The sequence below is a fragment of the Pseudomonas sp. EMN2 genome, assembly GCF_009650555.1.
Lineage (GTDB): Bacteria > Pseudomonadota > Gammaproteobacteria > Pseudomonadales > Pseudomonadaceae > Aquipseudomonas > Aquipseudomonas sichuanensis.
In genome coordinates this window covers 1-11,609 of sequence record NZ_VZZR01000088.1, presented here as the reverse complement: position 1 = coordinate 11,609, position 11,609 = coordinate 1, and the positions used below count along the sequence as shown (strand labels likewise).

8 protein-coding genes and 2 pseudogenes are annotated in these 11,609 nt (G+C 64.9%); 7 read left to right on the top strand and 3 right to left on the bottom strand.

Annotation, left to right across the window (positions count from 1 at the left end):
* Positions 1 to 5 precede the first annotated feature (5 nt).
* Complete coding sequence (gene flhA / locus F6X61_RS22275) at positions 6 to 2,135, bottom strand: flagellar biosynthesis protein FlhA (protein WP_153788573.1); 2,130 nt, start codon at positions 2,133 to 2,135, stop codon at positions 6 to 8.
* A 345-nt stretch (positions 2,136 to 2,480) separates the two neighbouring features.
* On the opposite strand from flhA, the gene F6X61_RS22270 reads away from it, so the two are divergent.
* From F6X61_RS22270 to F6X61_RS22245, 6 genes are read left to right on the top strand one after another with little or no spacing between them, the layout of a single operon-like run.
* Positions 2,481 to 3,440: a MoxR family ATPase gene (locus F6X61_RS22270; RefSeq protein WP_110995264.1), complete on the top strand. Its 960-nt coding sequence runs from the start codon at positions 2,481 to 2,483 to the stop codon at positions 3,438 to 3,440.
* A 4-nt stretch (positions 3,441 to 3,444) separates the two neighbouring features.
* A complete protein-coding gene (locus F6X61_RS22265; RefSeq protein ID WP_153788572.1) occupies positions 3,445 to 4,389 on the top strand; it encodes a DUF58 domain-containing protein in 945 nt (314 codons plus the stop codon).
* On the top strand, positions 4,386 to 4,880 hold the full coding sequence (locus F6X61_RS22260; protein ID WP_125463290.1) for a DUF4381 domain-containing protein: 495 nt from the start codon (positions 4,386 to 4,388) through the stop codon (positions 4,878 to 4,880). Before F6X61_RS22265 ends, F6X61_RS22260 begins: the two co-directional genes overlap by 4 nt.
* A complete protein-coding gene (locus F6X61_RS22255; protein WP_153788571.1) occupies positions 4,873 to 5,949 on the top strand; it encodes a VWA domain-containing protein in 1,077 nt (358 codons plus the stop codon). The genes F6X61_RS22260 and F6X61_RS22255 overlap by 8 nt, the downstream gene beginning before the upstream one ends.
* The gene (locus tag F6X61_RS22250; RefSeq protein WP_153788570.1) at positions 5,946 to 7,664 is read left to right on the top strand and encodes a VWA domain-containing protein; all 1,719 of its coding nucleotides are present in this window, start codon (positions 5,946 to 5,948) and stop codon (positions 7,662 to 7,664) included. The genes F6X61_RS22255 and F6X61_RS22250 overlap by 4 nt, the downstream gene beginning before the upstream one ends.
* On the top strand, positions 7,661 to 9,286 hold the full coding sequence (locus F6X61_RS22245) for a BatD family protein (protein ID WP_153788569.1): 1,626 nt from the start codon (positions 7,661 to 7,663) through the stop codon (positions 9,284 to 9,286). The genes F6X61_RS22250 and F6X61_RS22245 overlap by 4 nt, the downstream gene beginning before the upstream one ends.
* Before the next feature lie 71 nt (positions 9,287 to 9,357).
* Here the strand turns inward: F6X61_RS22245 and F6X61_RS22240 are convergent, their stop codons facing one another.
* Entirely contained in the window at positions 9,358 to 9,777 is a 420-nt protein-coding gene (locus F6X61_RS22240; RefSeq protein ID WP_153788568.1) for a DUF2628 domain-containing protein, read from the bottom strand.
* A 334-nt stretch (positions 9,778 to 10,111) separates the two neighbouring features.
* Here F6X61_RS22240 and F6X61_RS27340 point away from each other — a divergent pair.
* Positions 10,112 to 10,213, top strand: a pseudogene (locus F6X61_RS27340) (hypothetical protein); the annotation flags it as partial.
* A 1,091-nt stretch (positions 10,214 to 11,304) separates the two neighbouring features.
* On the opposite strand, the pseudogene F6X61_RS27135 reads toward F6X61_RS27340, so the two are convergent.
* Positions 11,305 to 11,609 (bottom strand): annotated as a pseudogene (locus F6X61_RS27135) (PAAR domain-containing protein); the annotation flags it as partial.

Below are 11,609 nucleotides of genomic sequence, written 5' to 3'. Positions count from 1 at the left end.
CTACCTCAGCCGTTGGGGCCCACGGTGGCAACAATGGTGACTTGCTTGTTGTCAGGTATTTCCTGATACGCCAAAACATGCAAATTCGGTACAGCCAGGCGACCGAAGCGCGACAGCATGGCGCGGATCGGGCCGGCAACCAGGAGGATGGCCGGCTGGCCCTGCATTTCCTGACGCTGGGCCGCCTCGATCAACGAGCGCTGAAGCTTTTCGGCCATGCTCGGCTCAAGAAGAACACCGTCTTCCTGACCTTGCCCGGCCCTTTGCAAACTATTGAGCAAGATCTGTTCCAACCTTGGCTCCAGGGTGATCACAGGCAGCTCGGACTCAACGCCGACAATGCTTTGAACGATAGCGCGGGACAAACCAACCCGCACCACTGCCACCAGCGCGGCGGTATCTTGACTCTTCACCGCGTTGTTCGCGATGGCTTCGGCAATGCTGCGGATGTCGCGCACCGGCACCTGCTCGGAGAGCAACGCCTGCAGAACCTTGAGCAAGCCCGACAAGGAAATGACACCCGGCACCAGCTCCTCGGCCAATTTCGGCGACGCCTTGGCCAGCACCTGCAGCAATTGCTGGACCTCTTCATGGCCGATCAGCTCGTGGCAGTGCTTCTGCAGGATCTGGTTGAGGTGGGTGGCGACCACGGTACTGGCATCCACCACCGTGTAGCCCAGCGACTGCGCCTGGGCGCGCTGGCCCACATCGATCCACACCGCCTCCAGGCCGAACGCCGGGTCGCGCGAAGCGATGCCGTTGAGCGTGCCGAACACCTGGCCGGGGTTGATCGCCAGCTCACGATCCGGGTAGATCTCGGCCTCCGCCAGGATCACCCCCATCAGCGTCAGGCGATAGGCGCTTGGCTGCAGGTCGAGGTTGTCGCGAATGTGCACGGTGGGCATGAGGAAGCCCAGATCCTGGGACAGCTTCTTGCGCACGCCCTTGATCCGCGCCAGCAACTGGCCGCCCTGGTTGCGATCGACCAGCGGAATCAGGCGGTAACCCACCTCCAGACCGATCATGTCGATTGGGGTCACGTCATCCCAGCCCAGCTCCTTGGTGTCCATGGCACGCTGCGGCGATGGCAGCAGGTCCTGCTGGCGCTGAATCTCTTCCAGGGCCTGGGCCTTGGCCTTCTGCTGCTTCTTCCACACCAGGTAAGCGGCGCCAGCGGCCACCCCGCCCAGGCTGAGGAAGGCCATGTGCGGCATTCCTGGCACCAGACCCATGACGATCATCAGCGCGCCGGAAACCGCCAGGGCCTTGGGCGAGTCGAACATCTGCCGATTGATCAGCTTGCCCATGTCCTCGGAGCCCGAAGCACGGGTCACCATGATCGCAGCAGCGGTGGACAGCAGCAGTGATGGCAATTGCGCCACCAAACCGTCACCGATTGTCAGCAGCGCGTAGACCTTGCCGGCATCACTGAAGGTCATGCCGTGCTGCAGCATGCCGATCAGCATGCCACCAATGAGGTTGATGAACAGGATCAGCAGGCCGGCGATGGCATCGCCACGGACGAACTTGCTGGCACCGTCCATCGAACCGTAGAACTCGGCCTCCTGGGCCACTTCGCTACGGCGCGCCTTGGCCTGGGCCTGATCGATCAGGCCGGCATTGAGGTCGGCGTCGATGGCCATCTGTTTGCCTGGCATGGCGTCGAGGGTGAAACGCGCGCTCACCTCGGAGATACGCCCGGCACCCTTGGTCACCACCACGAAGTTGATGATCATGAGGATGGCGAACACCACCGCACCGACGACGTAGTTGCCGCCGATCACCACTTCACCGAAGGCCTGGATCACCTTGCCCGCGGCGCCATGCCCTTCCTGGCCATGCAGCATGACCACCCGGGTGGACGCGACGTTCAGCGCCAGGCGCAGCAGCGTGGCCACCAGCAGGATGGTCGGGAAGGCGGCGAAGTCGAGCGGGCGCAGGGCATAGACGCACACCAGCAGGACCACGATCGACAGGGCGATGTTGAAGGTGAAGAACACGTCGAGCAGGAACGGCGGTATCGGCAACATCATCATTGCCAACATCACCAGCAGTAACAGCGGCACGCCGAGGTTGCCCCGACCGAGACCGGCCAGGTTGTTGCGTGCGTTGCTGATTAACTGAGTGCGATCCACCGCGAGTCCTCTTGAAGCAAAACTTTGACGCCTGGGTGGCGCCTGGCGCTGGCTTTGCAAGAAGCTTTCCAACTTTGCGGGAAGGGTGAAGATGTGTTCGCCTTGAGAGGTGTTGTGCCTGTGAAATCGAGCGCCGCCCGCGCGGCGCTCGATTTGTGCCCCAGCCCAAAACCCAAGGCGAACACCTGCCAGCCCCGACGCAAACCCTGCCCCACCCTTACCCCCATCTTTTCAAGATTTTTACCCCCACCCATTAGTCCCCCCACCCCCGGATAGATTAAAGTATCCCCCCGCCCGGCAACCGCGCCCCAGCGCACCCAGGCCCACCCCCAGGAACCGTCGACGATGGAACACCGTGAGGCGCTGAACGCGCTGCGCACCTTTCTCTCTTCCCAGATCCTCGGCCAGGAAAAACTGGTCGAGCGCCTGCTGATCGTGCTGCTGGCCGACGGCCACATGCTGGTGGAAGGGGCTCCGGGCCTGGCCAAGACCAAGGCCATCAAAGAGCTCGCCGAGGGCATCGAAGCCGAGTTCCATCGCATCCAGTTCACCCCCGACCTGCTCCCCGCCGACATCACCGGCACCGAAATCTACCGCCCGGAAACCGGCAGCTTCGTGTTCCAGCAGGGGCCGATCTTCCACAACCTGGTGCTGGCCGACGAAATCAACCGCGCCCCGGCCAAGGTCCAATCGGCATTGCTCGAAGCCATGGCCGAGCGCCAGGTCAGCGTCGGACGCAGCACCTACGAGCTGTCGCCGCTGTTCCTGGTGATGGCCACACAGAACCCGATCGAGCAGGAAGGCACCTACCCGCTGCCCGAAGCCCAGCTCGACCGTTTCCTGATGCACGTGAAGATCGGCTTCCCCGATGCCGCGGTCGAGCGGCGCATCCTTCAGCAGGCCCGCGGCGAGGCACTGGGCGGCGAGGTGAAACCCGAGCGTCGGGTCAGCCAGCAGGCCATCTTCGCCGCACGCAAGGAAATCCTCGGCCTGTACATGGCCGACGCCGTGGAGGAATACCTGGTGCAACTGGTTATGGCCACGCGCACCCCGGCCAAGTTCGACAGCGAGCTGGCCGACTGGATCGCCTATGGCGCCAGCCCCCGCGGCTCGATCGCCCTGGACCGCTGCGCACGCGCCCACGCCTGGCTGGCCGGGCGCGACTTCGTCAGCCCCGAGGACATCCAGGCAGTGCTGTTCGACGTGCTGCGCCACCGCATCATCCTGTCGTTCGAGGCCGAGGCCGCGGGGGTCGACCAGGACCGCGTGGTGCAGCGCATCCTCGACGTCGTCGCCGTCGCCTGATCCCATGCCCACCCGTTCGCTGGCCGACTCCGGCATCCGCATCGGCCTCGCCGAGCTGATCGACATGCGCCACCGCGTGCGCGAGATCCAGCTGTTCTCGCGGCCCGGGCAACGCAGCCCGCTGGTGGGCCTGCACCACTCCAAGCTGCGCGGGCGCGGAGTGGACTTCGACCAGGTGCGGGTCTACCAGGCCGGCGACGATGTGCGCAATATCGACTGGCGCGTCACCGCGCGCACCCAGGAGCCGCACACCAAGCTGTTCCATGAAGAGCGCGAGCGACCGATCTTCATCATGGTCGAACAGAGCCAGCGCCTGTTCTTCGGCTCGGGGCTGATGTTCAAGTCGGTGCTGGCGGCCCAGGCCGCGGCCCTGTTCGGCTGGGCCGCACTGGGCCATAACGACCGTATCGGCGGGCTGGTGTTCGGTGACAACGAACATCTGGAGATCAAGCCACGACGCAGCAAACAAAGCCTGCTGCAGTTGCTCAACCGCCTGGCGAAGGTCAACCAGGCCCTGCACACCGAGGCCCTGCCCCAGGCCGACAGCCTGGGCCTGGCCCTGCGCCGGGCGCGCGAGGTGCTGCGCCCGGGCAGCCTGGCCATCGTCATCTGCGACGAACGCGCCCTCAGCGCCAGCGTCGAACAACACCTGGCGATGCTCTCGCGCCATTGCGACGTACTGCTGTTGCCGGTCAGCGATCCGCTGGACCACGCCCTGCCTGCCGCCGGCCTGTTGCGCTTCGCCCAGCGCAGTGCGCAACTGGAACTCGACACCCTCGACGCCAGCCTGCGCCAGGCTTACCGCCAGCAGGCCGAAGCACGCATCGAGCGCTGGGAGTTGCTGGCGCAAAAACTGCGGGTGGTGCTGATGCCACTGAGCACCCAGAGCGAAATGATCGAGCAACTGCGCGAATACCTGAATGCCCAGCGCTCCGGGAGCCGCCAATGAACCCGCTGGATCAACTGCAGCCACTGATCGCCCCGGCGCCGATCGGCCTGTGGCCACCGGCGCCGGGCTGGTGGCTGCTGCTGGCCCTGCTGCCGTTGCTGGCCTGGGGCGCCTGGCGCCTGCGCCGCTGGCGCCCGGGCAAGCGCAAGGTGGTGCGCGCCGAACTGCCGCTGGACCCGGTGCGCGTCGAAGCGCTGGCGGAACTGGCGCGCCTGCCGCGCCCCTACGACGGCGTGCCGGCCGGTGCCTGGCTGCAGCAGATCAACGCCCTGCTCAAGCGCCTGTGCCGCAACCACTACCCCGGCGCCAACAGCCATACCCTCAATGGCCGGCAATGGCTGGCCTTCCTCGACAACCGCTGCCCGGCCGCCGGCCTGACGCGCTGGATGGTGCTGGTCGAAGGCGCCTACAAGCCCGAGTGCAAGCTCGACGACAAAGCCATCGCCGGGCTCGCCCAGGCGGTCGAAACCTGGATCCGCAAGCATGTTTGAACTGGCCTGGCCGTGGCTCCTGGCGCTGTTCCCGCTGCCCTGGCTGGCGCGCCTGGTGCTGCCCGCCGCCGACAGTGGCGAGCCGGTGCTCAAGGTCGGCTTCCTCGACGAGCTCGAAGGCCTGGCCGGGCGCCGCGCACGCCTGAACCTGCCGACCTGGCGCCAGCAGGCGCCGTTCATCGTGATTTGGCTGCTGTTGCTGCTGGCTGCCGCCCGCCCACAATGGTTGGGCGACCCGGTACCGGTGTCGGCCAGCGGCCGCGACCTGTTAGTGGCGGTGGACGTGTCCGGCTCCATGGACTTCCCAGACATGCAGTGGCAGGGCGATGAGATCAGCCGGCTCGACCTGGTCAAGGCCTTGATGGGCGACTTCCTCCAGGACCGCCAGGGCGACCGGGTCGGGCTGATCCTGTTCGGCAGCCAGGCCTACCTGCAGGCCCCGCTGACCTTCGACCGGCGTACCGTGCGCACCTTCCTCGACGAAGCGCAGATCGGCATCGCCGGCAAGAACACCGCCGTCGGCGACGCCATCGGCCTGGCGGTCAAGCGCCTGCGCCAGCGCCCGGCACAGAGCCGAGTGCTGGTGCTGATCACCGACGGCGCCAACAACGGCGGGCAGATCCACCCGCTGACCGCCGCCCGCCTGGCAGCCCAGGAAGGCGTGCGCATCTATACCATCGGCATCGGCGCCAACCCCGAGGCCAGCGGCACCCCCGGCCTGCTCGGGCTGAACCCGAGCCTGGACCTGGACGAAGCCTCGCTCAAGGAGATTGCCGACATCACCCACGGCAGCTACTTCCGCGCCCATGACGGCGCCGAGCTCAACGCCATCGGCGACACCCTCGACCAGCTGGAACCGGTGGCCCAGCAACCCACCCAGGCCCGCACCGCCAGTGAGCTGTACGCCTGGCCGCTGGCCCTGGCCCTGCTGCTCAGCGTACTGCTGGTGGTGGCCGTGCAGTGGCCGGACAACCTGCTGCAACGCATGCTGCGCAAACCGCGCTTCCTGCAGCCGCACCCCGAATGGCGCCAGCGCCTCAAGCGCCTGCGCCTGAGGAGGCGGCGATGATCGAACTCTGGCCGCAATGGCTGCGCCCACTCTGGCTGCTGGTAGTGCCCCTGCTCGGCTGGCTGCTGTTCAAGCTCTGGCACCGGCGCAAGCGCGCCGGGCGCTGGCAACTGATCCTGCCCCAGCAGTTCCACGCCGTGCTGCTCGGCGGCGGCAGCGGCAGCACCAGCAAACTGCCCTGGGTCGCCCTGGGCCTGGCCTGGCTATTGGTGGTGCTGGCCCTGCTCGGGCCAAGCTGGCAGCGCCTTGAAGAAACCCGCCAGCGGCCCGCCGATCCGCTGGTGATCATGCTCGAACTCACCCCGCAGATGCTCGCCGAAGACACCGCGCCCAACCGCCTGGAGCAGGCCCGGCGCAAGATCCTCGACCTGCTCGAGCACCGCCGTGACAGCCAGACCGCGCTGGTGGTCTACGCCGGCTCCGCACACACCCTGGTGCCGCTGTCCGACGACCTGGGCACCACGCGCAACCTGCTCGAATCGATCGACCCGTCGATCATGCCGCAGCCCGGCCAGCGCGCCGACCTGGCCGTGCAGAAAGGCCTCTCGCTGCTGGCCCAGAGCGGCCTTGGCCAGGGCCGCCTGCTGCTGATCGGCTCGGCCCTGAGCGAACAGGAGCGCGACGGCATCACCAAGGCCCTGGGCCGCCAGGGCCCAAGCCTGCTGATGCTGGGCATCGGTAGCAGCGAAGGCGCGCCCGTGCGTCAGGCCAACGGCGAGTACCTCAAGGACGACCAGGGCGGCATCCTGCTGCCGCGCTTGGACAGCGCCGCGCTCAAGAGCTTCATCAATGGCACCGGCGGGCGTTACCGCCACGCCCGTATCGATGACCTCGACCTGCGCGGCCTGGGCCTGTTCGACAACCCGCGCCTGCTGCGCAACGACGGCCAGACCGTGCAACTGGACAGCTGGGCCGACCAGGGTTATTGGCTGTTGCTGCCCCTGCTGCTGCTGGCCGCCTGCGCCGGGCGACGCGGTTGGCTGTTCTGCCTGCCGCTGCTGCTGGCCCTGCCGCAACCGAGCCAGGCCTTCGAGCTCAACGACCTGTGGCTAAGGCCAGACCAGCAGGGCCAGCAGTTGCTCCAGCGCCAGCAACCGGCGGCGGCCGCGCGCCACTTCCAGGACCCGCAATGGCGCGGCATGGCCCTGTACCAGGCCGGCGACTTCGCGGGTGCCGCCGCCGCCTTTGCCCAAGGCAGCGACGCCGCCGCCCACTACAATCGAGGCAATGCCCTGGCCCGCGCCGGCGAGCTGGAAGCGGCGCTGGACGCCTACGAACAGGCGCTGGAGCGCCAGCCCGACCTGAAGCCGGCGCTGGATAACCAGGCACTGGTCCAGCAACTGCTGCAACAGCGCGAGGCCAAGGCCGAGGAACCGCCGGCCAATGCCGATGCCCAGGACACACCCGGCACCGACAACGAAGGCAACAGCAGCTCATCCAGCCCCCAGGGAACCCCTGGCGCCGATGAGCAGGCCCAGCCGGAGCAGTCCGCCGAAAATGCCAACGGCAACACCAGCCAGGCACCGCCCGGCACTGCCGGGGGCGACGACGACAGTGTCACCCAGCCGCCACAGCGGCCGGTCTCCACCAGCCTCGACGCCGAACAGCGCCAGGCCCTGGAACAATGGCTGCGCGAAATCCCCGACAACCCGGCGGAGCTGTTGCGGCGCAAATTCTGGTATGAACAGCAATTGCATCAGGAAACCTCACGATGAGTCGCCTCGGCGTCTTGATTTTCACCCTGCTGTGGGCCCTGGCGGCCCAGGCCGAGCTCACCCTCAAGGCCAGCGTCGACCGCACGCGCCTGGAAGCCGGCGAAACCCTCGAGCTCACCCTCGAGAGCCAGGACGTCACCCAGTTCGGCAAGCCCGACCTGCATGCCCTCGACGCCGACTTCGAGGTGCGCGGCACGCGCCAGCTCAACAGCCTGCACAGCCTTGACGGCGAAACCCGCGCCAGCACCCGCTGGATCATTACCCTGCTGCCGCGGCGCAGCGGCAGCCTGCGCATCCCCGAACTGCAACTGGGGCAGTCCCACAGCCAGGCCATCGACCTGCAGGTGCAGCAGGCCGACAGCCAGCGCCCGGACGTAGCCTCCCAGGTGTTCGTCGAAACCACCCTGGACAGCAACGAGGTGTATGTGCAGGCCCAGGCCGTGCTCACCCTGCGCATCTATCATTCGGTGGCGCTGTACGACGACAGCAGCCTCAGCCCGCTGCAGCTGGACAACGCCAAGGTCGACCCATTGGGTGAGTCGCGCACCTATGAAAAAGACATCAACGGCGTGCGCCATGGGGTAATCGAAACCCGCTACGCGGTCTACCCGCAGCAAAGTGGCGAGCTCCAGATCCCACCGCTGCAGTTCACCGCCACCGCCGCCGACAACGGCACCCAGGCGGCCGGCGGCTCCCGGGTCGGCCGCCAGGTGCAGGTCAGCTCGCTGCCGTTGCGCCTGACCGTCAAGCCGATCCCCGCCAACTACCCGAAAGACCGCCCCTGGCTGCCGGCCCGCAACCTGACCCTGGAAGAGCACTGGTACCCCGACCCGGCCAGCCAGCCCACCCAGATCGGCGACTCGCTGACGCGCAATGTCACCCTGCGCGCCGACGGGCTATCGAGCACCCAACTGCCGCCACTGCCGGCCACCGAGGCCGTCGGCCTGCGCCGCTACCCGGACCAGCCGCTGCTGCGCAACGAGATCAGCGAACGCGGCATGGTCGCCAACCGCGAAGAGCGCGAGGCGCTGGTGCCCACCCACAGTGGCGAACTGGCCCTGCCGGCGCTGGAGGTTACCTGGTGGAACACCCTCGAAGACCACCTGCAGCAGACCAGCCTGCCGGCGCGCACCCTCAGCGTGCAGGACAACCCGGCGCTCAGCGCCGACACCCCGGTCGGCGACAGCAGCAGCGCCAGCCGCCTGCTGTGGCCCTGGCAGCTGGCCACGCTGATCCTGGCCCTGACCACCCTGCTCGGTTTCACCCTGTGGTGGCGCGCCCGCTCGCAACCGGCGGTACTGCGCGCCGCGCAGACCGGCCCGAGCCCGCGCACACTGCTCGACGACCTCAAGCGCGCCTGCCAGGCCAACGACCCGCAGGCCACGCGTCAGGCGCTCGACGCCTGGGCGCGCCAGCAGCCGGAAACCCTGGCCGAGATGGCGGCGCGGTTCGTGCCGTTGTCGGATGCGCTGGATGGTTTGAACGGGGCGTTGTACAGCGAGAGCGGCCAGTATTGGCACGGGGATGAGCTGTGGCGGGCAATCGGGACCATCCCGCCCGCCGAGCAGGTGCAGGCACCGTCGGCAGAGAGCGGCAACCTGCCACCGCTGTATCCGAAGTAGGCCGCGTGACCTGCCCCGGCCTCGTCATCGGCTGCCGACGACGCGACCGGGACGCGAGCGACCCGACGGTATTACTTCTCGAACGGGTTCCAACCTTGCTGGCCTTTCACCTCTTTGAGGTAGTAGGCATAGTTGGTCACTGTGGCCCACAGCGCCGCCAGGCCGCAGTTCACGCCCGTGTCCACGGCCCGGGGCAAATCTGTCCCGGTAAGCCCTTCATAGAAACCCAGCACCAGGCCCACGGCCAGGGAGATCCCCAGCAGCGCCAGGTTCTTCTTCCACAGGCCGAGGACGAACAGGTAGATCGGGCCGAAGAAGAACGCAATGAAGTTCATGTTGATCAGCAGGCGCTTGCCCATCGGCAAGGCCTTGAACGCCGCCTTGAACGCCGGGCTCAGCGGGCTACCGTGCTGGGCGAAGAAGGCGAAACGCTCCTGCCACTTCGGCTTGTAGCGGGTCAGGTCGGCTTGGATCTGGGGAATACTTTCCATAATCGTTCCTTAAGGACTTTCAGTAGGGCTATCAGCCGAGTACCGCGTGGCGGCCGCGTCCGTGTCGCCATTCACGTGGAAGATGAAGCGCTTTTCCGTCGCCCACGCGCGAGCCTCGGACGACAAGGTCCGGGACGGCAATGGCGAAAAGGCTCAATGGAGGGGGTTGCGAGGGCTTCATAAAACATCCTTGTTTCAAAATATTAAAACACTCGGGTAAGAACCGGACAAGCCAGGCATGGGGAGACCGATCCAAAGCCGCGAGTTGGGTTACCATACCCGCCCTTTCGAGAGCCCATTCAGGCCGCCCGACTCGACAACCTACAGGTCACCCATGCGTCTGTTTCACACCTCCGACTGGCACCTTGGCCAGAGCCTGCATGGCCAGGAACGCGACTTATTACATGCCTGCTTCCTCGACTGGCTACTCGGCCAAGAGATCCCCCGACGCAGGTCCTCGTGCTACCCCAAGCTCAAACCACAGACTACTGCAAGGCATCAAAGCCTTACCTGAATTATCACTTACTCAAGGTACAACCCTCACAAATGACACCAAGAGAAAAAGCATTCCCAGCCCTATGAATAAACAATAGCTACTCACTTTCATGCAGCATTTCAAATACTCAGGGAAATCTTGCCAGTCATTAGCGTCCAACCACCCACGGCGGAACCCGTGTGATGGCCAAACCGCAGCAAGGCTCATAGCACTAACGATCAACATCCGAGACCGCAAACTCGTCGCTCCCCAAAGAACAAGCTCATCCTGCAGGCCACTGCTGCGCCCAAAGCCGCGACACATGACGTAAAAGTGGCGTGAGCCCGCAATATATGCATTAACGATGAGCCCGACAATCAACAAAAGAAATGGAGTCACCAGCAACAGCAGCTTTACAACAACAGAGCCCCCACTGACATCAATCATATTCAGCATTATAAATAACCCCCATCGAGCTGCTAGCGTTCGGCGTTTTCTGCGCACAAGGAAAGCCCGCATGACCAGCAACCGCTTCAAGGTCATTGCCGCAGGTGATCGCTATGGTCTATCGCATCGTGATCTACCGCAAGGGCCAAGTCCTCGACGGTGACCGCATTACCACAACCTCCATTAATAGCCGATATGATTGACCCCGCAACTATTATGTCCGTTTCAGCTCAACAAATAGTTCAAGGACGGCCGCCCAAGCCAAAGAAACATAGACACAGACAATAGCAGCTCTTATACGCCTCTTGAGGTAGGCAGGAAAGTTTTGATAGTCCTCCGAATCCAGATCACCCCGCCTAATCGATAACCCTGGCCAGATTAGCACTCCCGCAATAGCACCCACCATCATGAATCGAAGCTTTAATGTAAACCCCCCTCCTCGCCTCAACTCATCATGCAAACATTTACTTCTCTGAAGCGCTTCACACATCAAATCAAAGTGCCTCGAGGAAGCGATATGCGCACTGATTCCTATGCCTGTGAGCCCAGTTAAAAAGGGTGTAATCAATAATGCTATTTTCACACCTGCCGGCCAATCACTCAGATCAATCATAGAATGTCTCGTAAATTGTCTCTCCAACATACTCAGCGGCTTGCCCCAAGAACGAACTGCCTGCAAAAGAACCTGCCCCAACTGTTGCTATTCCGCAGACTGCTCGCCCCCACGGGCCGAAGTAGCAAACGTACTTGATTGCCGACTGCCCGGCCAAAGCGCCAGCTGCTCCTCCGGCCAACCCTCCAGCAAAGCTACCTGTCTCAGTGAACCGAATCTGTTTGCACTCTTCGGTCTCCCCCGCCCGGCACGCCTCGTAGATCTTCATGTACGACGAAGTCGCCCCCACCCCCACCG

Coding starts and splice junctions, on each gene's coding strand:
- F6X61_RS22255 (WP_153788571.1), top strand. CDS start 4,873: ATGTTTGAACTGGCCTGGCCGTGGCTCCTGGCGCTGTTCCCGCTGCCC.
- F6X61_RS22265 (WP_153788572.1), top strand. CDS start 3,445: ATGCCCACCCGTTCGCTGGCCGACTCCGGCATCCGCATCGGCCTCGCC.
- F6X61_RS22270 (WP_110995264.1), top strand. CDS start 2,481: ATGGAACACCGTGAGGCGCTGAACGCGCTGCGCACCTTTCTCTCTTCC.
- F6X61_RS22245 (WP_153788569.1), top strand. CDS start 7,661: ATGAGTCGCCTCGGCGTCTTGATTTTCACCCTGCTGTGGGCCCTGGCG.
- F6X61_RS22240 (WP_153788568.1), bottom strand. CDS start 9,777: ATGGAAAGTATTCCCCAGATCCAAGCCGACCTGACCCGCTACAAGCCG.
- F6X61_RS22260 (WP_125463290.1), top strand. CDS start 4,386: ATGAACCCGCTGGATCAACTGCAGCCACTGATCGCCCCGGCGCCGATC.
- F6X61_RS22250 (WP_153788570.1), top strand. CDS start 5,946: ATGATCGAACTCTGGCCGCAATGGCTGCGCCCACTCTGGCTGCTGGTA.